General features: G+C 57.6%; 22 protein-coding genes. 9 read left to right on the forward strand and 13 right to left on the reverse strand.

Translation table 11 applies throughout. From position 1 onward, the window contains the following. Window positions 1-59: 59 nt before the first annotated feature. From N7578_RS19435 to N7578_RS19445, 3 genes are all read right to left on the reverse strand, one after another. The gene (locus tag N7578_RS19435) at window positions 60-1,244 is read right to left on the reverse strand and encodes a benzoate/H(+) symporter BenE family transporter (protein WP_311111866.1); all 1,185 of its coding nucleotides are present in this window, start codon (window positions 1,242-1,244) and stop codon (window positions 60-62) included. An 85-nt stretch (window positions 1,245-1,329) separates the two neighbouring features. Continuing rightward, window positions 1,330-1,977 (reverse strand): NrsF family protein, encoded by a 648-nt coding sequence (locus N7578_RS19440; protein WP_311111867.1) that lies wholly within the window; start codon window positions 1,975-1,977, stop codon window positions 1,330-1,332. Further along, window positions 1,974-2,522, reverse strand: a complete 549-nt coding sequence (locus N7578_RS19445; RefSeq protein ID WP_311111868.1) for a sigma-70 family RNA polymerase sigma factor — start codon at window positions 2,520-2,522, stop codon at window positions 1,974-1,976. Before N7578_RS19445 ends, N7578_RS19440 begins: the two co-directional genes overlap by 4 nt. A gap of 183 nt (window positions 2,523-2,705) precedes the next feature. Here N7578_RS19445 and N7578_RS19450 point away from each other — a divergent pair, with 183 nt between their 5' ends. Next, window positions 2,706-2,963 (forward strand): pentapeptide MXKDX repeat protein, encoded by a 258-nt coding sequence (locus N7578_RS19450; RefSeq protein ID WP_311111869.1) that lies wholly within the window; start codon window positions 2,706-2,708, stop codon window positions 2,961-2,963. A 79-nt stretch (window positions 2,964-3,042) separates the two neighbouring features. Here the strand turns inward: N7578_RS19450 and N7578_RS19455 are convergent, their stop codons facing one another. Then, window positions 3,043-3,627 (reverse strand): ATP-dependent Clp protease proteolytic subunit, encoded by a 585-nt coding sequence (locus N7578_RS19455; protein WP_311111870.1) that lies wholly within the window; start codon window positions 3,625-3,627, stop codon window positions 3,043-3,045. A 220-nt stretch (window positions 3,628-3,847) separates the two neighbouring features. Here N7578_RS19455 and N7578_RS19460 point away from each other — a divergent pair, with 220 nt between their 5' ends. Together N7578_RS19460 and N7578_RS19465 are read left to right on the forward strand one after the other, a co-directional pair. Beyond that, window positions 3,848-4,438 (forward strand): HupE/UreJ family protein, encoded by a 591-nt coding sequence (locus N7578_RS19460; RefSeq protein WP_311111871.1) that lies wholly within the window; start codon window positions 3,848-3,850, stop codon window positions 4,436-4,438. Window positions 4,439-4,581: 143 nt separating this feature from the next. Then, window positions 4,582-5,325: a DUF2076 domain-containing protein gene (locus tag N7578_RS19465; RefSeq protein ID WP_311111872.1), complete on the forward strand. Its 744-nt coding sequence runs from the start codon at window positions 4,582-4,584 to the stop codon at window positions 5,323-5,325. A gap of 17 nt (window positions 5,326-5,342) precedes the next feature. Here the strand turns inward: N7578_RS19465 and queF are convergent, their stop codons facing one another. From queF to N7578_RS19490, 5 genes are all read right to left on the reverse strand, one after another. Further along, entirely contained in the window at window positions 5,343-5,807 is a 465-nt protein-coding gene (gene queF, locus N7578_RS19470; protein ID WP_311111873.1) for a preQ(1) synthase, read from the reverse strand. A gap of 16 nt (window positions 5,808-5,823) precedes the next feature. Further along, window positions 5,824-6,726, reverse strand: a complete 903-nt coding sequence (locus N7578_RS19475; RefSeq protein WP_311111874.1) for a cation diffusion facilitator family transporter — start codon at window positions 6,724-6,726, stop codon at window positions 5,824-5,826. 151 nt (window positions 6,727-6,877) lie between these two features. Then, window positions 6,878-7,414, reverse strand: a complete 537-nt coding sequence (locus tag N7578_RS19480; RefSeq protein ID WP_311111875.1) for a glyoxalase superfamily protein — start codon at window positions 7,412-7,414, stop codon at window positions 6,878-6,880. Window positions 7,415-7,604: 190 nt separating this feature from the next. After that, complete coding sequence (locus N7578_RS19485) at window positions 7,605-8,237, reverse strand: LysE family translocator (RefSeq protein WP_311111876.1); 633 nt, start codon at window positions 8,235-8,237, stop codon at window positions 7,605-7,607. 93 nt (window positions 8,238-8,330) lie between these two features. Next, window positions 8,331-10,520: an anthranilate synthase gene (locus N7578_RS19490; RefSeq protein WP_311111877.1), complete on the reverse strand. Its 2,190-nt coding sequence runs from the start codon at window positions 10,518-10,520 to the stop codon at window positions 8,331-8,333. Between the two features lie 294 nt (window positions 10,521-10,814). Here N7578_RS19490 and N7578_RS19495 point away from each other — a divergent pair, with 294 nt between their 5' ends. Then, window positions 10,815-11,669, forward strand: coding sequence for an extensin family protein (locus N7578_RS19495; protein WP_311111878.1), 855 nt, complete (start codon window positions 10,815-10,817; stop codon window positions 11,667-11,669). A gap of 48 nt (window positions 11,670-11,717) precedes the next feature. Here N7578_RS19495 and N7578_RS19500 read toward each other — a convergent pair whose 3' ends face one another. Continuing rightward, entirely contained in the window at window positions 11,718-13,964 is a 2,247-nt protein-coding gene (locus N7578_RS19500) for a TonB-dependent hemoglobin/transferrin/lactoferrin family receptor (protein WP_311111879.1), read from the reverse strand. A gap of 364 nt (window positions 13,965-14,328) precedes the next feature. Here N7578_RS19500 and N7578_RS19505 point away from each other — a divergent pair, with 364 nt between their 5' ends. Together N7578_RS19505 and N7578_RS19510 are read left to right on the forward strand one after the other, a co-directional pair. Beyond that, complete coding sequence (locus N7578_RS19505; protein WP_311111880.1) at window positions 14,329-14,850, forward strand: TIGR00645 family protein; 522 nt, start codon at window positions 14,329-14,331, stop codon at window positions 14,848-14,850. A gap of 103 nt (window positions 14,851-14,953) precedes the next feature. Further along, complete coding sequence (locus N7578_RS19510) at window positions 14,954-15,664, forward strand: LuxR C-terminal-related transcriptional regulator (protein ID WP_311111881.1); 711 nt, start codon at window positions 14,954-14,956, stop codon at window positions 15,662-15,664. A 12-nt stretch (window positions 15,665-15,676) separates the two neighbouring features. On the opposite strand, the gene N7578_RS19515 is transcribed toward N7578_RS19510, so the two are convergent. From N7578_RS19515 to N7578_RS19525, 3 genes are all read right to left on the reverse strand, one after another. Then, the gene (locus tag N7578_RS19515; RefSeq protein ID WP_311111882.1) at window positions 15,677-16,837 is read right to left on the reverse strand and encodes a DUF2333 family protein; all 1,161 of its coding nucleotides are present in this window, start codon (window positions 16,835-16,837) and stop codon (window positions 15,677-15,679) included. Window positions 16,838-17,034: 197 nt separating this feature from the next. Beyond that, window positions 17,035-17,487 carry a pseudoazurin gene (locus tag N7578_RS19520; protein WP_311111883.1) on the reverse strand — a complete coding sequence of 151 codons (453 nt, stop codon included), beginning with the start codon at window positions 17,485-17,487 and terminating at the stop codon, window positions 17,035-17,037. A gap of 113 nt (window positions 17,488-17,600) precedes the next feature. Further along, a complete protein-coding gene (locus N7578_RS19525; RefSeq protein WP_311111884.1) occupies window positions 17,601-18,182 on the reverse strand; it encodes a thymidine kinase in 582 nt (193 codons plus the stop codon). A 227-nt stretch (window positions 18,183-18,409) separates the two neighbouring features. Between N7578_RS19525 and N7578_RS19530 the strand changes: the two genes are divergently transcribed. The 3 genes from N7578_RS19530 to choV all read left to right on the forward strand — a co-directional run bounded on the left by N7578_RS19530 (window position 18,410) and on the right by choV (window position 21,465). Next, window positions 18,410-19,369, forward strand: coding sequence for a choline ABC transporter substrate-binding protein (locus tag N7578_RS19530; protein WP_311111885.1), 960 nt, complete (start codon window positions 18,410-18,412; stop codon window positions 19,367-19,369). Window positions 19,370-19,570: 201 nt separating this feature from the next. Beyond that, window positions 19,571-20,422 carry a choline ABC transporter permease subunit gene (gene choW / locus N7578_RS19535; RefSeq protein ID WP_311112563.1) on the forward strand — a complete coding sequence of 284 codons (852 nt, stop codon included), beginning with the start codon at window positions 19,571-19,573 and terminating at the stop codon, window positions 20,420-20,422. Next, window positions 20,419-21,465 (forward strand): choline ABC transporter ATP-binding protein, encoded by a 1,047-nt coding sequence (choV, locus tag N7578_RS19540; protein WP_311111886.1) that lies wholly within the window; start codon window positions 20,419-20,421, stop codon window positions 21,463-21,465. The genes choW and choV overlap by 4 nt, the downstream gene beginning before the upstream one ends. Window positions 21,466-21,855 lie beyond the last annotated feature (390 nt).

The raw sequence follows: 21,855 nt of genomic DNA on the forward strand, positions 1-21,855 counted from the left end.
GGTGCGATTGCTCATGCCAGAGCTTATAAGCGGCGAAATATTCTGTTGCAAGAACAACTTTAGTTTTTCATTCGTTTCACGAAACCTGTCAGCGCCATCATCAGCCCGCCGCCGATCAGTCCCCAGAATGCGCCGGAAATGCCCGCAAAGGACAGACCGGAGGCGGTAATCAGGAAGGTGATCGCCGCGGCTTCCCGCGTCTCGGCTTCCTTGAAGGCCGCAACGGCAGAACCGGAAAAAGCCCCCACCAGCGCCAGACCGGCAACCGCCTGAATGAGAATCGGCGGCGCAAGCGCTACAAAGGCGGTGACCACGCCCGCCAGCAGGCCAAAGACGATATAGCCGATACCCCCGACAATCGCCGCCCAGTAACGCCGCTTCGGGTCCGGATGCGCATCTTCGCCCGCGCACATGGCAGCTGTGATGGCCGCCAGGTTGACCGCGTGTCCGCCAAACGGCGCAGATAACAGGGAAAAGAAGCCAGTAGTCGCAAACAGTGGCCCCGGCTGCGGATCATAATGATTGACCTTCAGCACGGCGATACCGGGAATGTTCTGCGATGCCATGGTGACGATGAAAAGCGGCAGCGCGATAGAGATCACCGCATGCAGGCTGAAGGTCGGCGTGACCCACTCCACCGGCGGCGCCAGTGATTGCGCGAGGCTATCCAGCGCTCCGGCGGGAATATCTACCCCGAAGATCATCACCAGCACGAAGGCAGCCAATGCTGCAGGCACGGCGTAAAGCCGCTTGAATGCGCCAACAATTATCCAGGCCAGAATGATTGGCAGACCGAGCGCCGGATTGAACCCGATGGCCTTTATGGGTGCGAAACACAGACCGATGATGACGCCGGACAGCATGGCATTGGCAAGCGGCGCAGGAATGGATGCAACAGCCCGTCCGAGCGGTTTGAACAGTCCCGCGATGATGATGAACACCGCACAGATGATGAAGGCGCCAACCGCTGCGGGAAAGCCGCCATCGATAACACCCGTCGTGGCCAGAAGTGCTGCGCCCGGCGTCGACCAGGCGATGCTGATCGGCAGGCGGGTGACGACAGAAAGAACGATGGCGCAGACTCCCATCGCGACCGAAAGCGCCATCAGCGCGGATGCGGCTTCGTAATCGGTCGCGCCGACTGCCTTGAGCCCCTGCAACACGACCGCGAAGGAACTGGCGAAACCGACGAAGGCGGTCAGGCAGCCCATGAACAGGCTCTGGACGGAAAGATCTTTCAGCATGACGGGATCCGTATTTTTGATCCTCCCTGAAGATCAAAAAACGCACCCACTGGCAAGCCACCGAAAAAACGAAAGGGTACGTATTCTACCAGCGCAGCAGGCGACGACCCGCGATGGCGCCGACCAGGCCGGTCAGTAGAATGCCCAGCGAATACCAGATCAGCACGAAAGGCATGCCGTTTTCGGCACAGAACCACGAATAAAGCCATGCGCCCGACGCACCGGAAGCAATACCCGCAACAAAGCCCGCAAGACATGGACTGGCCGGAGCAGCGCTACGCTTCAGCGCCGCCAGATTGGCAAGGAAAACGGGGAGAGAGAACGTCACGATCAGCACAGGGCAACGCAGCGGGGACGAGCCAAATATCAGCGCTGAATAGGTGTCCGGGACGGCGAACCCCAGCTGCACCAGCGCGATCATGGCCATGGCGACAAATATCACAGCCACCCACACGAAAAGGTAGCCTCTTTCGCCATCGGGGCGGGCGAGGCGCGTAAGTGCAGCGAAGGCGATGATCGCCAGCAGGGCGTTATAGGCAGACTTTACCCAGAATACCGGCTCCGTCCACATCTCGGCCATATCACCACGAAGGCTGAAAAACAGGAACAACATCAGCAGCGAAACACAAAGCGCCGGCAGGGCAGCAAACACCAGCCGGCGTTCCAGCGCATGTGCCGAAACCGGCTTGAGATCGCGCGTCAGGCTCTCAATGATGTCGTCCGTCTTTTTCACGTTTCTCCTCGCAACTTCTGCGCCAGCGATTTCAACGCCCGGTGAATGCCGACCCGCGCCGCCAGCTCCGTCTGTCCGGACCTCGCCGCCGCGTCGGCAATGGATTGCCCTTCGAGTTTCACGCTGCGGATCATCTCTCGCTGCTGGGGCGGCAAGCCCTCCAGCAGCCGCTCGACATCCATGCGGGCCGTCACCGCATCCACCGAGGTTTCCGCCTCCAGCGTCTCATCGAGTTCGACCTCCGCCAGCATGCGCCCGCCTCGCCCCCGGTAGTGATCGATGAGCTTGTAACGGGCAATCGAGAAGAACCACGCCGTAAACGACCTCGCCCGATCATACGTCTCGCGGCGGGCATGCAGCGCCAGCAGGGTTTCCTGCACCAGATCCTCAAGATCGGCCTTGATGCCGGACGCCATCCGCCGCCCGTAATACGCAACCAGCAGCTTCCGCAGCGCATGGAGCAACTGCCTGTAGGCACTCTCATCCCCATCGAGGGAGCGCAGCATCAGCGCCTTCAGCATGTCTTCCGTCACGGTGTTCGTCATCGTCTCTGCAGGTTCATTCGAAATCCACAGCGTAGTGTTACACGGAAATCCAAAAAGTTTTCGCCCGAAAAATGCATCACAAGCCCGTGAAGCGGTAACATGACACAGGCCCGTCCGAATGAATCGAGGTGATCCTCGTGCACCAGGCTTGCGGACACAAACCATTACTCGGAGGAGAAACCCATGATCCGCATTCCATTCCGTTTCGCAGCACTATGTTTGCTGTCGGCATTCGCAGCCATGGGCATTGCCCATGCCGACACCATGAAAACCGAACCGATGAAGAAAGACGCAATGCATTCCGGCATGTCGAAGACGGGCGACATGAAAACGCAGCCAACGCCGATGACCAGCAAGAAGGACTGCATGGACAAGGCTGGCATGGAAATGGACAGGATGAAGCAGGCCGACATGATGAAGACCTGCGATGCGATGAAGTGAAGCCGCCACATCAGGAAAAGCAAAAGGCCCGCACCGTATTGACGGTGCGGGCCTTTTTTCAAACCGAAAAGCGTGGCTTTCAGATTTCCGACTGGTTCTCCACGATCTTGCCAACCAGACCGTAATCCTTGGCTTCCTCAGCAGACAGCCAGTAGTCACGGTCGGTGTCCTTGGCGATCCTGTCGACGGACTGGCCAGTTGCCTTGGCGAAAATCTTGTTCAGGCGCTCGTTCATCTTGATGATTTCGCGCGCCTGGATTTCGATGTCGGATGCCATGCCACGCGTGCCGCCAGAGGGTTGGTGCAGCAGGAAGCGGGTGTTCGGCAGGCAAAGGCGACGTTCTTTCGGAACCGACACGTAGATCAGCGCGCCAGCGGAAGCGACCCAGCCGGTTCCGATGATGATGACCTTCGGCTTGATGAACTTGATCATGTCGTGGATCGAATCGCCCGATTCGACATGGCCGCCCGGCGAATTCACGTAAACACGAATGTCCTCGTCGCTGGCCGCGGCCAGAGCCACGAGCTGCGTGCAAACCTTCTGCGCCAGTTCCTGGGTAATGCCGCCATAGATGAAGATCGAACGCGATTTGAAAAGATTCGCTTCCGTTTCCTTCCCGATCGGCAGTTCCTTGCTCTTGTCGTCTTCGTCTTCGTTCATCAACGGCTCTCCAGCGTAATTCTATGCATGCCCTTCGGACATAGTGCGACTTGTTACGTAAGGCAATGAGCGAAAAAGGCAAGGTTACGGACCAGAGAATAAACAACGGCAGCGGCAGATGACGCATGGACAGTTTCTTCACGGTTACGATATCGTTGCATTACCAACCGGCTCAAGGATGCCCCAAGCCCCTTGTCCGGCGATAAAAACCAGAGAGGGAAACATGCTTAAAAGACTGAGCCTCACCGTCACCGCGTTCGGCCTCACCGCCTTGCCTGCATTCGCGCACCTGAACCCGGAGGAACACGGTTCCTTCATGGCGGGCGTATCGCATCCGTTCTTCGGTGCGGACCATATTCTGGCGATGATTGCCGTTGGCATCTGGGCCTCGCAGATTTCCGTTTCGCAGAATGACCGGAAGGCTCTGTTGATCGTACCGTCCGCTTTCGTCGGCACCATGGCGATCGGCTTCTTGATGGCCGTCTATGGCGTCGAGCTTCCATTCGTCGAGCCTGCCATCCTGGCGTCCGTCATCGGCCTTGGCCTGCTGGTCGCCATGGCGGCAAAGCTCCCCACAGCTGCGGCCGCCGCCATCGTCGGTGTCTTCGCACTTTTCCACGGTCACGCCCATGGCGGTGAGCTGGGCAGCGCAGGTGCGTTCCAGTTCGGCATCGGCTTCATGATTGCGACCGCAATCCTGCATGTCTCCGGTATCGCGCTTGGCCTCGGCATAGCCCGCTTCGGCAACATCGCCGCCCGCGCCGCCGGCGCCCTGACGGCGCTCGCCGGTCTTTCGCTGGTTTTGAGTGGTTGAAGCAAGCCCAGCCAATTTGCCAGCGGTGTCGCGTAGAGGCTCCGGATCATTACGGAAATTTAAAGTTCCGGCCGCTTTGAAAAGCCGGAATTGCGACATACCTCCTTATCGTGGATTTTCACTTCACGGTAAGGAGGCACACGATGTCACCGGAAGAAAGCCAGCTTCTCAAAGGCCTGTTCGACAGAACCAGGGCCGCAACCGCAACGCCGCGCGACCGCGAGGCGGAAACACTGATCGCCGACCAGCTGCGCGATCAGCCCAACGCCCCCTATTATCTCGCGCAGGCCGTCATCGTGCAGGAAAAAGGGCTCGAAGCCGCCGCAGCCCATATCCGGCAGCTTGAAGAACGCATACGCGATCTGGAAACGGGCACCGCGGATCAGCAGCGTGGAACTCAGGGCGGTTTTCTGAGTTCGATTTTTGGCAGCAGCCAGACGCAGGGATCGCCGCCCGCCCCGGCTCCCCAACAGACGTTCCGCAACGACACCGCCGGACAGACGGCGGGCCCATGGGGCCGCGCAGCGGATGCTCCGCAACAATCTGGCGGACCATGGAGCCAGCAATCCCCCGGCTTCGGACGCTCCGCTGGCGGCAGCTTTCTGCAGGGCGCGCTAGGCACCGCTGCGGGTGTTGCTGGCGGCATGTTGCTGGCAAATTCGCTGAGCGGGATTTTCTCCAGCCACATGGCATCGCAGGGATTGGGATCGGCGCTTGAAGGAACCAACCCGCTTGGCAACGCTCCGGTCGAGGAAACCGTCATCAACAACTACTACGGTGACAATTCCACCCAGCAGGCAGACGACAACGATCCGCAACAGGCCGATTACGACGACGGTGACGATGATACGGATTTCGATTCAGGCGACGACGGTTCGTTCGCCTGAACCACGCACAACAAGGGTCAGCCGCGGCCGCGATAGGTCGCGACACCCTGATCGGGCAACCATACGCCTTCAGGAGCGGGTCCGGTCTGCCAGAACACGTCGATCGGGATACCGCCACGCGGATACCAGTAGGCACCGATGCGAAGCCATTTCGGCTTGAGCAGATCGACGAGACGCTTGGCGATATAGACCGAGCAATCCTCGTGGAAGGCGCCGTGGTTGCGGAACGAGTTTAGGAACAGCTTCAGCGACTTCGACTCCACCAGAAAATCACCGGGAATGTAATCAATGACGATATGGGCGAAATCCGGTTGGCCGGTCATCGGACATAGCGACGTGAATTCAGGCGCGGTAAAACGCACGACGTAATCGGTGCCTGCGTTGCCGTTCGGCACTTTTTCCAGAACGGCCTTCTCCGGGCTCTCTGGCGTATCGACCTTCGTGCCCAGCTGCGAAAGGCTGGAAACATCCGTCACGGACATGAAAAACTCCTGTGGTTCATAAGACGACTTTGACGCCATGCGCCTTTTCGCCTTCAGGCTCGACGTGAATGGCAAGGCTGGCGCCCGGTATGACGTCCCTTATGGCATCTTCAAGGCGGTCGCAAATATCATGCGCTTCCCGCACCGTCATCGCGGCCGGAACGACGACATGAAAGTCGATGAAGGCGGCGGCACCCGCTCGACGGGTTCTGAGATCATGCACGCCGATGATACCGCCGCTGTTTTCGGCAATCGCCTTCTTGATCGCCTCATCTTCCTCCGGTTCAACCGCCCTGTCCATCAGCCCGCCCAGCGAATGCAGGATGACCTTCGATCCCTGCACCAGAATATTGATCGCAACGATGATGGCCAGTAGCGGATCGAGGATCGCGTAACCGGTCAGAAGAGCCAGAACGAGACCGACCAGAACACCCGCCGATGTCACCACATCAGACATGATATGGTGTCCGTCGGCCTTCAGTGCGGGTGACGAATGTGTCCTGCCGACGCGGATCAGGACCGTTGCCCAGGCCCAGTTTATGACACCTGCGACGGCATTTATGGCAAGGCCAAGGACCGGCGCCTCTGGAAGCCGCGGGTCGAAAAGCGCACCCCAGGCCTCCTGCACGATGAGAAGCGCGGCAACGACGATCAGCACGCCTTCCAGAACGGCGGACATGTATTCGGCCTTGTGATGACCGAACTGGTGATCGTCATCCGCAGGTTTCTGCGCATAACGGACGACGAAATAGGCGACGAATGCCGCAACGACATTGACCGTCGATTCCAGACCATCCGAAAGCAGCGCCACGGATCCCGTGACCCACCATGCAAGAAGTTTGAGGCCCAATACGCCTAGCGAAAGCGGAATGCCCCAGAATGCAAGCTTCCTGACAAGCGCGTTACCTTCGACGTTCATTTTTTCCCCGTGCGGATGCGAATGAATTGCAGAACTGGCTGCCAAAACGAAACGAACCGCGCACACGGGGTTGCCCGTGTGCGCGGTTCGTTATCGGTTTTCTATCGTTCAAACCGCCAGAAAGGTCAAGACCCGGCGGAAAAGACGCGTTTCAGTCCCTGTATTCGCAGAAGCGGATGCGATTACTGAAAGGATCGATGACCTCCATCACGTCACCCCACGGCTCCTTTTCCACGCCCGGTTTCATATGGGTGTATTTCTTCGCGGCCAGCTCTTTCTGGTAGGCATGCACACCCTTCATCGTGACGAAGACGTTCGATCCCGGCGAGGCATCGCCATGATGGCCGCTCAGATGCAGGCTCAGACCAGCACGAGAAACCTGCATGTAAAGGGGAAAGTTTTCACCGAAGCGATGCTCCCAATCGACCGTGAAGCCAAGGAAACCCACGTAGAACTCCTGCGCCTTGTCTTCATCGAAAATACGGATGATAGGCGACACACGGTCGAAACCGATGTCGGACTCGCGCCCTCCATCCTCGATCTTTGCGGCCAGCACATTCCAGTTGTCGCAATCGAACTGGCGAGCGACGATTTCGAGTGCCTGCGAATGGGAGATGGTGGCACCATTTTCCGCAAGCGCTGATCTCAGCGCACGCGCCATGAGCTTGGCATCCAGATAGTTGCGCATGTCTTTTTCGTCCTTTCGTGTCGAGCGAAAGCCTTGTCAGTGCTCGCCTTGCCGACATGTTCGCTCATCAACGATGGACGTTTTAAAAGCGCGTAGGGAATACATTCACCATACCCAGATGGGTGCGAGCGGCAGGCTGCATTCGGCCTGCCATTTTTCTAGCCTGCCTCAAGGAAAACGCAAAGCCTTATCAGGTGCGGCTGAGAAGCAGCCGTATTCCCGCAAAACCGAAAAACATCGCAAGCGCACCTTCGATGTATCTGCGGCTGCGCTGGTAGATGCGAATGGCGGGCGCGGTCGAAAACAGGAGCGCGTAACCGCAGAAGATGGTGACGCCGAGAATACCACAGCCGATAAGGATGGCTGTCAGCGTCGATGCGTCCGCCCCGGGCCGCAGACCGATCGACATGATGGCAATCCAGCCGAGTACGGCCTTTGGATTGGCAATGTGGAGAAACAATCCGCGCCGGTAGAGCGCCCGATAATCAGGCCGCCTGCCCTCTTCCGCAGCCATCACCCGGAAAGGCTGATGCGACATCGCCGAGCGTGCGGATTTGAAAGCGAGATAGAGAAGATAGACGCCACCAGCAATCTTGATGACGAACAGCGCCTGCGCATAGGTGGCGAGCACCGCCGAAATACCAGTCGCGGCCAGTGCGGCCCATGAAAACGATCCGGTGACAACTCCGAGCGCGAGCATCAATGCGGGCTTGCGTCCCTGGCTCATTGCAACACCCATGATCGCCATGTTGCTCGGTCCGGGGCTGGCTACGGCAATGATATAGGCTGTGTAGACGAGGAGAAGATGGTCGAGATGCTGCATGCCGTCGCTCTCTTTCGCGCAATTGAAGTTTCACCGAAACACATGCGGTCAAATGCATCGGCAGCGCCATTGCGGCACCGCCGATGAAAACGGTCAGGCTGCTTTCGTCTTGGCCTTGCGCACCAGATGCGTCACGACGTTCTCGATCATCCGCATGCCGGCATCCTGCCCGAGCGTCATGATCGATTCCGGGTGGAACTGCACGGCCGCTACCGGCTCCTTGGCATGCTCGATACCCATGATCGTGCCGTCTTCGCTTTCCGCCGTGATGATGAAATCACGATGCAGCGTCGCCGGATCAGCAAAGATAGAGTGGTAACGACCGACCGTCACTTCCTTGCCAAGGCCGGAGAACACCAGACCGGGTTCCAGCACGCGGATGCGCGACGGCTTGCCATGCATCGGCACCGCCAGCTGGCGAAGTTCGCCGCCATAGGCTTCCGCAAGCGCCTGAAGGCCGAGGCAGACGCCGAAGATCGGCAGATCGCGGGCACGCGCCGCCTTGATCGTAGCCTTGCAGTCGAAATCCGTCGGATTGCCCGGTCCCGGCGAAAGCACGACGAGATCAGGCTGGAAGCGGTCGAAGACTTCTGCCGGCACCGGCGTGCGCACGGTCGAAACAGTCGCGCCCGTCTGGCGGAAATAATTCGCAAGCGTATGAACGAAGCTGTCCTCGTGATCCACCAGCAGGATTTTCACCCCGTGACCAACCTTTGCCGCATCGCGTTTGCCGGACGACGAATTCGTCGCTTTCGCATCGCGGATCGCCGCGATCATGGCCGATGCTTTCAGTTCGGTTTCGGCTTCTTCTTCCTGGGGATTGGAATCGTTGAGCAGCGTGGCACCTGCACGAACTTCGGCAATGCCATCCTTGATGCGAATGGTGCGCAGCGTCAGGCCCGTATTCATGTCGCCATTGAAACCGACCATGCCAATCGCGCCGCCGTACCATGCACGCGGGCTCTTTTCATGGCTTTCGATGAAGCGCATGGCCCACAGCTTCGGCGCACCTGTGACAGTCACAGCCCATGCGTGGCTGAGGAAGCCGTCGAAGGCATCCATGTCGTCGCGCAGGCGACCCTCGATGTGATCGACCGTATGGATGAGGCGAGAATACATCTCGATCTGGCGACGGCCGATGACCTTTACCGAGCCGGGCTCGCACACGCGGCTCTTGTCGTTGCGGTCCACGTCCGAGCACATGGTCAGCTCGGACTCATCTTTCTTGGAATTCAAAAGCTTGAGAATCTGCTCACTATCGGCGATCGGATCGTCGCCACGCTTGATCGTGCCGGAGATCGGGCAGGTTTCAATGCGGCGGCCGGAGACGCGCACGAACATTTCCGGCGATGCGCCGACCAGATATTCCTGATGCCCGAGATTGATGAAGAACGAATAGGGCGACGGGTTGATGGCCTTGAGACGACGGGAAATCGCCGACGGCTTGCTTTCGCAGCGTTCCATGAACTTCTGGCCAGGCACGACCTCGAACAGATCGCCGCGACGGAAGCTCTCCTTGGCCTTGACCACAAGCTCGGCATATTCGCCGGGGCGGTGGTCGCCCTTCGGCGGTATCGTATCGGTCGTTTTGAAGGGTTCAGGCGCAATCTCGGAGGACTTGCCGTCGGTCGTCACGCCGCCCTTTTCAAAATCGTAGCGGTCGATCCATGCCTTTGCGGAATAGTGATCCACGACAAGGATTTCATCCGGCAGGAACAGAACCATGTCTCGCTGGTCTTCCGGGCGGGCAAGCGACAGCTTGATCGCATCGAACTGGAAGGCCAGATCGTAACCGAAGGCGCCGAACAGGCCGATGGCGGAATCCGCGCTGGAATAGAACAGGTCGACAATGGCGCGCAACGCAGTGAAGACCGTCGGAATTTTCGAACGCTCTTCTTCGGTGAAAACACGATCCGGCTCGTTGACCGTCAGATCAAGCCGCCGCGTGGTCGAAGCACCGAGCGTCAGATCGGTTGTCGCCTTCAGTTTTTCGGTGATGAAGGAGAGCAGAACTTCGCCGCGACCGTTATAGGCTTCGATCCACATCTTGCGGCCGAAGCAGGAAATGCCAAGTGGCGGATCGATGATGGCCGTATCCCAGCGCGTATAACGACCCGGATATTCATAGTTGGACGAAAAAACCGCCCCACGCTGCGTATCGAGCCTCTCGACATAGTCGTCGATCGCGTTGGCATAATCGGCGGCACGACGCTGACGGCTGACCTTGATGCCACCTTTCGTCTCGTAGACTTCGCCACCGTCATCCTGAATGATCGTTACCATTTCTTTTGCACTTTCCGTTGTTCAGGCCCGATGACAGGCGGCAGAATAACAAAAAAGCCGCCTGAAATTTCGGGCGGCTTGGACTTGTCTTGTGAACATGACTGGTCAAGGCCGCGTAAAGCTGCTCCACCACCAGTTTGCAATGTTCTTGGACGCGATGTTCATGCAAAAATTGTTAGCCGCAAGTCGCCTTGATGGCAAGCGGATTCACCGTGCCTCTTGAATTGAGCCTTTGAACCAGAATGCGGGTTGATGCGTTGTCGATCCTGTCTGGAACAGGGAGCGACGAACCGCATGCATCATCGTTTCTTGATATTGGCTGCGACCACGCTGCTGGTCGCAGCCCCGGAACTACCAGCGGATGTTCCGGTTCCACAGGAAAAACCAAAACAGGAAAATGTTGCGCCCGCCCCTTCCGAAAACGCGGTGCAGGAGAAAGAGGCGCAACCACCGGCGGAAAACAGCATACCCAAACCGGAGCAGAAGCCGGATAGCGCCCAGCCATCGGAAAACGCAGAACCTCAGATCGAAAAACCTGTAGAGCAAAGCAGACCGGAAAAACCGGAACCGGGACCGGTGAAAGATGAGGATCCGGAACAGCTGAATGCCTGCCTTACCGCCCTGAAAGACATCGGCGCGGAATTCAGACAGATCGAACCGATCAAAAGCGAGGAAGACGGCTGCGGCATCGCCTCCCCCATCGAGCTTTCCGCGATACTACCGGAGATCAAGCTGGAACCGGCCGGAACAATGCGGTGCGAAACCGCGCTGGCGCTTTCCCGCTGGACAAGGGAAATGATGCTGCCCGCGGCCAAAATCGCCTTACCGGATCGCAAGGTGACGGGCATCGCCAATGCCTCGACCTATATCTGCCGCAATCGCAACAGCACCGAAAACGGCAAGATTTCCGAACACGCGAAGGGCAACGCAGTCGATATTTCCACCATCGCATTCGACAAGGGCGAACCGCTGGTGATGAAACCACGCGCCGAGGACGGCACGCCGGAAGGTGCGTTCCAGCGCACGATCACCGCCGCAGCCTGCCTGTTCTTCCGCACGGTTCTTTCCCCCGGCAGCGATGCCACCCATCAGGACCACCTGCATCTCGACGTGCTGGAGCGGAAAGGCGGCTTTCTCTATTGCCGTTAAAAAGGGCGGCCCGAAAGCCGCCCCGACTGAAGATCCGGTATGGATCGCTCAGAACCTCTGCGTCAGAGAGATTTTGAACGTTCGGCCCGGCTCGGAGTAAAATTCGACAGGCTGACCGCCACTGTTACGCACCGACGTATAATCATAATAAGTCTTGTCGAACACGTTATAGATACCTGCATTGATCTTCAGACCCTTGAACTGCTCAGGCTCGATCCATGCTGTCAGATCGACAATGCCGTAACCCGGGGTCTTGAAATAACGCTCGCCGGTGGCGGGGATGTAATAGGACGCGCCACGCGCCTCACGTACCCCGATCCAGTCAACGCCTACGCCCCAGTTTTCGGCATCGTAAGCCGCGCCAAGAACTGCTTTCATCGGAGCAACCGATTGCAGGAACTTGTCGGTGTCCAGATCCTTGCCATTGGCGTAAGCAAGTGCTGCGCGCAGGCTGAAACCGTTATCGAACCGCTTGTGAACTGCCAGTTCCGCGCCGTAGATGCGGGCACGGTCGAGATTGACGTTGCGCGTCACACCGAACGGATAAAGCGAGGGATTGATACCTGCTGCAGCAATCTCGGCTGATGTAAGGCCGCGCGTATCGATGAAGTTCTTGTAGCGGTTATAGAAAAGGCTGACCTTTCCGCCGAGATCATCGTCACCGACATTGGCACCGATGTCGAAACCGTTGCTGGTCTCGGACTCGAGGTCCGGATTACCGGCGCGCAGATAGGTGCCGGGGCCACCGAAGGAAGCATAAAGCTCGCCAGCGGTCGGCGCACGGAAGCCCATGGCCCATTGCGCATAGAAGTTCAGCTTGTCGTTGACCTCATAACCGGCCCGAATTTTCGGGGAGAACGCGGTGTCGCTGAACCCTTGAGGAAGCGAAGGATTGTTGGCATTGCGATCAAACGCATCCGTCATCTTCGGCGTATGCTCAACCCAGTCGAAGCGCACACCGGGTGTCAGGGAAAAGCCCGTGGAACCGAACGTAATCTCATCATCGAGATAAAAGCCGATCTTGTTGGTATCGACCTTGGGCGTGTCAGCCTGATTGGTGTGCAGGTTGCTGCACGCGGAGAAAGCGCCCGTATACGGAAGGCGGCAATTGTCGCTGCCTGAGGAATACTGTTCGGAGTAGCCGGTCGACAGGTCATAACCGAAGACGAACTGATGGCGCAGATCGCCCGTAGTCAGGCTCTTTTCAACATCGCCGATGAAGCCGAAGGTATTCTGCTCGTACTCATTCAGGCGGGAGATGGGGCCGACGACGGAGGTAGAACGATAGCCGTTATATCCGTTTTCCTTTACCTGCTTCAGCCAGTAAAGCGAGGCGTTGGCAGAATCAAACACGCTGTCTTCGTCCTGCGAAACAAACTTGTAGTCCAGCGAGACGCGATTACGCTCCGCCCCTTCGTTGGTCTCGTAGTTTCCCGGACGGTAGTTGCCGGTGAGGGTCTGGGTCGTACGGCTGTCCGTATCCCGGCTGTTGTCGAAACGCTCGGCCGTTACACCGATCGTGTGGCCACCTTCAAGGTCCTGGCGCAATTTGAAGAGCAGATCATATTGATTATAATCGGATGGATTGGGTTTGGAACGGGTTGCGCCGTAACCGTCCACGGTTCCCTTGTTGTCCGTCTCGTGCCCCTTTCGATAACCGCCCTGGAACAGGATGGATGTGTTTTCGATCTTGGAGGCAACGGCAGCGGAAGGACTGAAGCTGCGATCTGAACTGTCATAGCCGAATTTGGCGATACCGCCCCATGTGCGGCCCGGACCTATAAGGTCTTCAGGCTCAAGTGTCCGAAGGGCCAGAACACCGCCAAGCGCACCCGGGCCGGCCCGGCTGGAATCCGCGCCGCGAATGACATCGACGGCGGAAAGCGAAGAAAATTCGAAGGTGTCGACACCACCGCTTGCTGATCGGGTCGCGTCTGAAAGATAGGTAAGCGGAATGCCGTCGATGGTTGTCAGAACGCGACTGCCTTCCAGCCCGCGAATATTCACCGAACCGTTGCTGCGGTTGAAGTTGACACCGGGTTCCACGACGCGTCCCAGATCAACAATGCTGGTGATCTGCTTGTCTTCAATGGTTTTGGCAGTGGTTTCGCTCGCCAGAGGCGTATCCGCGACGCGACCCGGCGTAACCCGCTTGCCCTTGACCACGATCCTTTCAAGAGCCGTCGTGCCGCTGGTTTGCGCGGTGTTTTCCTGCGATTGCGCAACCGCTGGAAGTGGCAAAATGGCGATGGCAGTGCACAAAAGAAGCGCAGACTGTGAGCGCGAGATGGACATGAGCTTACCCCCGATGAAGACGCGCACACGAGATCACGGCGCGCAAAAACGCACCGGGCTGCGGACACGGCTGAAACTGTTCTGATTTGTTACGGCTTGGCCGTTGTGTGACGACTAAAAAACATGATAATAATTGTCAACATATAAAACATGACTCCATGAATCATATTTTATTGCTCTGCCGTTCGTTGCAAAAATGTGACGCCGGAGAAAGCACCGGCTGAAAATGGCGGGTATAAGATGAAAATCCTGCGGCAATTTCACAGTCCGCATAGTACCAGTTGAGAAAACATCGCTGCCAACTTGATTGTCGGCAAAGTTAAACGTTTAATCACTACAATTGCTAAGCAATCGGATAAGGAAAATGAAGTCACTTGAACTGCTCGTTGAGCGGATCATTCTCTCCAGCCGCTGGCTGCTTGTCTCCTTTTATCTCGGTCTGGCTGCAGCCCTCGCAATCTACGCGTTCTCTTTCGCATTGAAGTTGCTGAAGGTTGCGAAGAACGTATTCGTGTATGACGAAGCGGAAATGATCCTTGCGATGCTCGGTCTGATCGATGCCGCGCTAGTCGCCAGCCTGATCGTGATGGTGATGATTTCGGGTTACGAAAATTTCGTCAGCCGCTTCGATGAGGCCGATGGTGAGGTATCCTTCCTCGGCAAACTCGACGCTGGCAGCCTGAAGATCAAGGTCGCATCATCCATCGTGGCGATTTCGTCGATCCATCTTCTGCAGATCTTTCTGAACGCCAACCAGTATACCGATGGCAAGCTGATGTGGTTCACCATCATGCACCTGGCCTTCGTGGTATCGGCCGTCATGCTCGGCTTCCTCGAGAAACTGATGATGAAGTCAAAGGGCAAGCCGGAGAAACCGAGCATCTAAATCTTACAGAATTGCTTCTGCACAAGGTATTGAAACAGTGCCCGATCATATCGCATCCTTTTCGCTGGAAAACGAAACACGTCTTTCCGGCAACATCGTGTGAATGCCGATGATCGGGCGTCAGTCCTTTCTTTGCGAGGAATTGTCGGCGAGCACCGATACCGCACAATGGCTCAAGGCCGTTGCGAAGGTGGCGCATTCATTCGAATACAAGCATGTTACCTTGCTGAAGATCACGTCAGCTCCGGGTTCCGGCATCTCCATCCTGCTCCTCGAAACCACCCTGCCGCAGTGGCTGGTCCTTGAGGCAGGCCAGACCGCCCGCCGGAACGAGTGGGCCGCAATCCGTCGAGGCCTGTCTTCCCTCGTACCGCAATACTGGACGCTGGAAGAGGACGATGCCTTGCTACCGGGCCATATCCTGGCCAGACAGTCCTTCCGCAGTGTCGGCATCACCGGCGGCCTGACGATTCCGCTCAGCGGCCTGAACGGCAGCAAACATCTCCTGACCTTCGGGGGGGAACAGGGTCACCTTCCACAGGCTGCGCTGAACGAACTGGGAATGATCTGTCTGCATGCGTTCGATATCTACGACCGCCTTTCGACGGCCAGAATCCGTTCGCCGCTGACGAAGCGGGAACTCGACGTCGTACGCTGGACCGCGCAGGGCAAGACATCGGTGGAGATCGCGGAAATTCTCTCAATCTCGGAACATACCGTCAACGCCTACATGAACAACGCCATGCGCAAGCTGGATTGCGTCAACCGCACCCAGCTTGTGGCAAAAACGATCCGGCTGAAATTAATCAACTGAGCCGGGCGCGCTTTACCGATCAAGAACGGAGCGCAGTTCCACCAGGTTGGAGCGTACACGCAGAACGTAAAAGCCCATGGTCGCCAGATGCGATGGCATGATCCAGCCGCTTTCCTCGCCGTTGGAAATGATCGCGGGCTGGATACGCAGCGCTGAACGCGTCTGGGCCAGCGTGTCGTTCCACAGGTTCGTCAGATTGCGCTCGCGGATCACCTGGGCAAAATCGGCCCCGGCGGCAGACAGTACGCCGTAATAGCCGTAGAGCTGACCATACGCGAACCAGAAGCGGTCATCGGCGCGAGTATCGAACCAGCCACCGTTATGGTTCTCGGACCGTTCGCGCAGAATGGCGGACGTTGCACCGATATCCCCGGCAATCCGGTCAATAAACTGTATGAGGTTATCGGCGCGGGTGTCGAAAACCGCCTTGCAGGCAGCAAGTTCACCGTTGAAGGCCTGGAAACTGCGGATCGCAGCGCGGTAGTAGCTCGGCGTCGGTGTCTTGGGACCGAACGGATCGAGGCCGAAATACCAGGAATACTCGCTGAACTGCATGTTGCCGCGCGCTTCCTGGAGATTGTTGTTGATGCCCGAAGTACCGCGAACGCGGCCAAGCGTATCCACAAGCTCGACCGAGGTCCGGCGCACCGCCTGGTTGATGCCACGCTGGAACGAAGCCTTGTTATCCAGGAACGGCGTATTGTCCCAGTCGATACCGAACAGGCCAAGCCGGTACAGGAGCATGGACGAAATCCAGGCGTTCTGGTTGACGTTGAAGTCGGTGAGGTCAACGGCCGCCTCAACGATCGCAGATTGCTGGCAGACCGGCGCGGTCGTGCTGGATGGTGCCGTAGCGGTTTGCGTCGACTGGGCAGACGAGGCTGCGGCAGGCAACTCCTGCCCCGGCGAAACGGTGCGCTCGGAAAGATTATAGCGATTGGGATAATCAGGATCGAAATTCGTCCAGACCTGCGTCTGCCAGACGAAATAGCCGTAAAAGGCAAAGAGCGCGAGGACGACGAGGCCGACTGGCCCCTTCACCATCCAGTGCCGCCCACGATACCAGCCGTGTGCGGCAAGAAATGGCCATAGCAGCCAAGCAACAAAAACGCCGGCAGCTTTCCCGATGGCATTGAACGCGGCCTGAACCAAAGCGGTGATCCGGTCGATCATGTCGTCATGTTCTCCTCTGCCCGACGGAACGCTTGCACAAGAAGGCGCCGATATAAATACGCCGCCTTATCCGTCAGCCGTCAAATTCGGCCCGTGCCGGTCTTCCAGATATGTCCCGGGTGAAACGGATACAACATGATCAGGGAATTTTTCTCAACCCATGGTCCAACGCGAGACGAACAAGCCTGTCGATCAGCTTATAGCCCGAGCTTGGCGATCCCGGCATCCAGACGCTCTTTCGCCTTCTTCGGCAGCTTGGCATTTCTCACCGCATCCAGATTGGCAGGCGCTGCGTCCCCCACAACGACCAGAGCGACCATGCCCATGCCGACATGCGGCGTGCATTTGACCACATAGGCGCCCTCCTTTTCCACCGTCACTTTCAGCGTCTCGTTCATCTTGCCTTTGAACTCCGCGACACCTTCGGGGATCATGCCTTTCACGGCCGCCGCATCATGTCCCTTGTCGACAGGAATGAATGTGATCACATCTCCCAGATTGGCCTTCACGGCCGCCGGTTCGAACACCATCGCCTGGCCATCGCTGCCCTTGTTGAGCATCTTGATCTCGATTTCCGCAGCGGCTGCGGGAAAAGCAAAAAGACCTGCGACAGCCGCTAGAGTGATGAAATAGGTGGTTTTATTCTGCATATTTCCTACTCCTGGGCGACACCACGTCGGCGCGAATGCGCGTGGGTGGCTTAACACCCGGGCAGGATTGGCGACTTTGAGAAAAATCAAATGCGTCAAGGCGACGCAGACCGTCAGCTTTCCTTGACGGTTTCCACCCAGTGGCGACGGCAGAAGGAAACATATTTCTCGTTGCCGCCCACATCGATCTGGGCGCCTTCCTTCACGACCTTGCCGTCCTGATCGAAGCGCGCCACCATGGTCGCCTTGCGTCCGCAATGGCAGATGGTACGAATCTCGCGCAACTCGTCGGCGATGGCGAGCAGTTCCTTCGAGGCCGGAAACAGCTTGCCTTGAAAATCGGTGCGAAGACCGTATGCCATCACCGGAATGTTGAGTTTGTCGGCAATGGCGGCAAGCTGCCAGACATGGTGCTCGGACAGGAAATTGGCTTCGTCAACGAACACGCAGGCGACAGCGGCCTGCCCATGCAAGGCCTCGACTTCCGTAAAAATGTCGGTGCTGTCATCGAATGTCAGCGCATCGGAGGAAAGGCCAATGCGCGAGGCAACCTTACCGACACCGGCCCTGTCATCAAAGGCTGCGGTAAAGATCAGGGTGCGCATGCCGCGCTCCTGATAGTTGTAGGATGCCTGTAGCAGCATGGTCGACTTGCCGGCATTCATTGCCGCATAATTGAAATAGAGCTTGGCCATCATGCACTCCTTATGGCGCGTCTTTTGACGGGGATGGCAAAGGTTGGAAAGTGGTCTGCGATGAAAAACACAGATTTCCCACCGGCAGGAATACGTCCGGCCAGCGCAAAAACCGGACGATTCGTCGGGCGTGTCGCAAACGGTGCGGCAAAACACGCAAATGCACATGAGTTGATTGTGCAGGGCAGATATTGATAATGGCAGGGAACTAAAAAAGGGAGCAAGCAATGTTTGCAAATAGAAATCGCTGTCTGGCACTTGCCGCGGCAATCTCCACGCTGGCCCTCGGCGCGGCCGGTGCGAATGCGGCAGAACCCGCAAGTTGTGGTACGGTTCGCTTCTCCGATGTCGGTTGGACCGATATCACCGCCACAACCGCCACGGCGACCGTATTGCTGAAAAGCCTGGGTTACGAAACGGACGTCAAGCTGCTCTCCGTTCCGGTCACCTACACCTCCCTCAAGAACAAGGACATCGATGTATTCCTCGGCAACTGGATGCCGACCATGGAAGCCGACATAGCTCCATACCGCGAAGACAAGTCCGTCGAAACGCTGCGCGAAAACCTGACGGGTGCAAAATACACGCTGGCGACCAATGCCAAGGGCGCTGAACTTGGCATCAAGGACTTCAAGGACATTACCGCCCACAGCGACGCACTCGGCGGCAAGATCTACGGCATCGAACCGGGCAACGACGGCAATCGCCTGATCCTCGACATGGTTGCGAAGGATACCTTCGGCCTCAAGAGCTTCGAAGTCGTCGAATCATCGGAACAGGGCATGCTGGCACAGGTTGCACGCGCCGAAAAATCCGGCGATCCGATCGTGTTCCTCGGCTGGGAGCCGCATCCCATGAATGCGAACTTCAAGCTGACCTACCTCACGGGCGGCGATGACGTTTTCGGCCCCAACCTCGGCGGTGCGACGATCTACACCAACGTTCGCAAGGGCTATACCGAAGAGTGCCCCAATGTCGGCGCATTTCTCAAGAACCTGCAGTTCTCGCTTCCCATGGAAAACGAGATCATGGGCAAGATCCTGAATGACGGCCTTGAAGGCGAAGCCGCCGCAACCGCATGGTTGAAAGCCAATCCAGCGGCAATTGAGCCATGGCTTGCCAACGTCAAGACCAAGGATGGAAGTGCAGACGCCCTGCCCGCGGTCAAGAAGGCACTGGGCCTGTAAGAACGCGACAACATGACATGACTGCGCCGGGCGTTTTTTTCTGCATGCCCGGTGACAGCGATGCATGAAATGTTACCTGCGCATGGCGATCACCGCGATAAACCCTGTCGCATCGATGGCCATTCGCTCGCCCGGCTCCCGGTGGCACACAGACTGCCGGCCGTCGCTCCAGCACCTGTTCGCGAAAGGTTCGATCTTACCGTGGAATGGCTCAGCGCTCCTGAAAACCGCTTGCCCGTCGGCCGATACGCCAAGGACGCCATTGACTGGCTGACCGGCAACCTTGCTTTTTTCTTTGATTGGCTATCGTACATTTTCCAGAGCGTCATCGACGCTTTGCTTTATCTTCTCCAGGCTCCCCACCCCCTTGTGATCGTTGCGATCCTCACAGCCCTGTCAGCATGGACACGCCGCTCGGCGGGAATGCCAATATTCACCGTCGTCGGGCTGCTGCTCATCATCAATCTCGGCTACTGGAAGGCAACAACCGAGACCCTGGCGCTCGTTATCGCCGCAAGCGCAGTCTGCATGCTCATCGGCATACCGCTCGGCATCCTGGCCGCACGCCGCAAATGGATCTATGCCGCGATGCGTCCGGCTCTGGACCTCATGCAGACCATACCCACCTTCGTTTACCTCATCCCGGCGCTGGTCCTTTTCGGCCTCGGCATGGTTCCCGGCCTTATCGCCACGGTGATTTTTGCCATTCCCGCCCCCATTCGCCTCACCCGTCTGGGCATCATCTCCACCCCGCCAGCTCTCGTCGAGGCAGCCGTGGCATTCGGTGCAACACCGGGTCAGGTTCTTCGCAAGGTGGAACTTCCCTTCGCCGCACCGCAGATCATGGCCGGCCTGACCCAGACGATCATGCTCTCGCTTTCAATGGTGGTGATTTCCGCCCTCGTCGGTGCGAACGGCCTCGGCGTGCCGGTGGTACGCGCCCTCAACACCGTGAACATCGCAATGGGTTTTGAAGCGGGCCTTTGCATCGTCATTCTGGCGATCGTTCTGGACCGGCTTTTCCGCCTTCCCGGCTCGGAGGATGACCTGTGACCGACGCAATCATTTTCGGAAACGTCGATATCGTATTCGGCAACCGCCCCGGACCAGCCCTGCCGCTAATCGATATGGGTAAGTCACGCGAGGAGATCAACGCCGAAACGGGACTGGTGCTCGGCGTCGCGAACGCCTCCCTGGCGGTCAGGGAAGGCGAGATTCTCGTCCTGATGGGACTTTCGGGCTCGGGAAAATCCACACTGGTGCGCGCCGTCAACGGCCTTGCCCCGGTTGTACGTGGCAATGTCTCGATCAAGGGGCAGTCCGGATATGTCGACCCGTACCGCACGACGGCGAAGTCCTTGCGCCATCTGCGCATGCACACGGTTTCAATGGTCTTCCAGCAGTTCGGTCTGCTGCCCTGGCGAAACGTCGCTGAAAATGTCGGTTTCGGCCTTGAGCTTGCCGGTGTACCGGAGACAGAGCGCAAGCGGCTCGTCTATGAGCAACTGGAGCTCGTCAATCTTTCCCAGTGGGCGGACAAGAAAGTCGCGGAGCTTTCCGGCGGCATGCAGCAGCGCGTCGGGCTGGCGCGCGCCTTTGCGACTGGCGCACCCATCCTGTTGATGGACGAACCCTTTTCGGCACTCGATCCGCTTATCAGAAGCCGTCTACAGGATGAACTTCTGGAATTCCAGAGCCGTCTGAAGAAAACCATCCTCTTCGTCAGCCACGATCTGGATGAGGCGTTCCGGATCGGCAACCGCATCGCCATGATGGAAGGCGGGCGGATCATCCAGTGCGGCACGCCGCAACAGATCGTCAGGCAGCCAGCCACGCAATATGTGGCGGATTTCGTTCAGAACATGAACCCCATTTCCATGCTGACCGCCGCGGATGTCATGAGCCGTGGCATCGATGAGAAAAACGGCCGTCTTAACGTCGCTGCGACAGCGCACCCGTCATCGCCTCTGATCGATATTCTCGACGCGCTGGCTAGACATTCCGGCGCAGTCGGCGTTGTCGATAACGGCGCGATCGTCGGTACGATTTCGGCGGACGATGTGGTCAGCGGACTGACACGGCACCGTAAAAAGTAGTGCTCGTAAGTTCTGAAAGCCGGCTTTTCCATGAGGAAGAGCCTTTATACTTGGAACAGACCACGCCAACTGCGGCTGGAATGCAAATTTCGAGAAAAAGATTACATGGAATAATCATTTTAAGAAGAAACCCGTTGCAAACTGAAAAAAAACGCTCAATCTCGAATATGAGGTGACAACGGATACTAATTTTAAGGGGGCAGCACGGGCTGATGCTAAAACAGCGCTTATGAAAATAGCGGCCTCACGCCTGTTTTTTAACCACATGAGTCGCGGAATGTTATGCCGACAAAATGCATATTCAGGGATTTCAAACAAAAATCGGGCATCGATTCAGCAATTTTAGCCTCGTTTGCGCACTAGATCATCACGCGATTTTCATCAGAAAAG

The organism is Agrobacterium tumefaciens (assembly GCF_031801495.1).
In the GTDB taxonomy this organism is placed as follows: domain Bacteria; phylum Pseudomonadota; class Alphaproteobacteria; order Rhizobiales; family Rhizobiaceae; genus Agrobacterium; species Agrobacterium tumefaciens_K.

What these genes read in the sequence shown, in the direction of transcription:
- N7578_RS19435 (WP_311111866.1), bottom strand. Translation starts at nt 1,244, where the DNA reads ATGCTGAAAGATCTTTCCGTCCAGAGCCTGTTCATGGGCTGCCTGACC.
- N7578_RS19495 (WP_311111878.1), top strand. Translation starts at nt 10,815, where the DNA reads ATGCATCATCGTTTCTTGATATTGGCTGCGACCACGCTGCTGGTCGCA.
- N7578_RS19525 (WP_311111884.1), bottom strand. Translation starts at nt 18,182, where the DNA reads ATGGCCAAGCTCTATTTCAATTATGCGGCAATGAATGCCGGCAAGTCG.
- N7578_RS19505 (WP_311111880.1), top strand. Translation starts at nt 14,329, where the DNA reads ATGAAGTCACTTGAACTGCTCGTTGAGCGGATCATTCTCTCCAGCCGC.
- N7578_RS19465 (WP_311111872.1), top strand. Translation starts at nt 4,582, where the DNA reads ATGTCACCGGAAGAAAGCCAGCTTCTCAAAGGCCTGTTCGACAGAACC.
- queF (WP_311111873.1), bottom strand. Translation starts at nt 5,807, where the DNA reads ATGTCCGTGACGGATGTTTCCAGCCTTTCGCAGCTGGGCACGAAGGTC.
- N7578_RS19445 (WP_311111868.1), bottom strand. Translation starts at nt 2,522, where the DNA reads ATGACGAACACCGTGACGGAAGACATGCTGAAGGCGCTGATGCTGCGC.
- N7578_RS19475 (WP_311111874.1), bottom strand. Translation starts at nt 6,726, where the DNA reads ATGAACGTCGAAGGTAACGCGCTTGTCAGGAAGCTTGCATTCTGGGGC.
- N7578_RS19490 (WP_311111877.1), bottom strand. Translation starts at nt 10,520, where the DNA reads ATGGTAACGATCATTCAGGATGACGGTGGCGAAGTCTACGAGACGAAA.
- N7578_RS19480 (WP_311111875.1), bottom strand. Translation starts at nt 7,414, where the DNA reads ATGCGCAACTATCTGGATGCCAAGCTCATGGCGCGTGCGCTGAGATCA.
- N7578_RS19460 (WP_311111871.1), top strand. Translation starts at nt 3,848, where the DNA reads ATGCTTAAAAGACTGAGCCTCACCGTCACCGCGTTCGGCCTCACCGCC.
- N7578_RS19530 (WP_311111885.1), top strand. Translation starts at nt 18,410, where the DNA reads ATGTTTGCAAATAGAAATCGCTGTCTGGCACTTGCCGCGGCAATCTCC.
- N7578_RS19520 (WP_311111883.1), bottom strand. Translation starts at nt 17,487, where the DNA reads ATGCAGAATAAAACCACCTATTTCATCACTCTAGCGGCTGTCGCAGGT.
- N7578_RS19450 (WP_311111869.1), top strand. Translation starts at nt 2,706, where the DNA reads ATGATCCGCATTCCATTCCGTTTCGCAGCACTATGTTTGCTGTCGGCA.
- N7578_RS19500 (WP_311111879.1), bottom strand. Translation starts at nt 13,964, where the DNA reads ATGTCCATCTCGCGCTCACAGTCTGCGCTTCTTTTGTGCACTGCCATC.
- N7578_RS19485 (WP_311111876.1), bottom strand. Translation starts at nt 8,237, where the DNA reads ATGCAGCATCTCGACCATCTTCTCCTCGTCTACACAGCCTATATCATT.
- N7578_RS19510 (WP_311111881.1), top strand. Translation starts at nt 14,954, where the DNA reads ATGCCGATGATCGGGCGTCAGTCCTTTCTTTGCGAGGAATTGTCGGCG.
- N7578_RS19515 (WP_311111882.1), bottom strand. Translation starts at nt 16,837, where the DNA reads ATGATCGACCGGATCACCGCTTTGGTTCAGGCCGCGTTCAATGCCATC.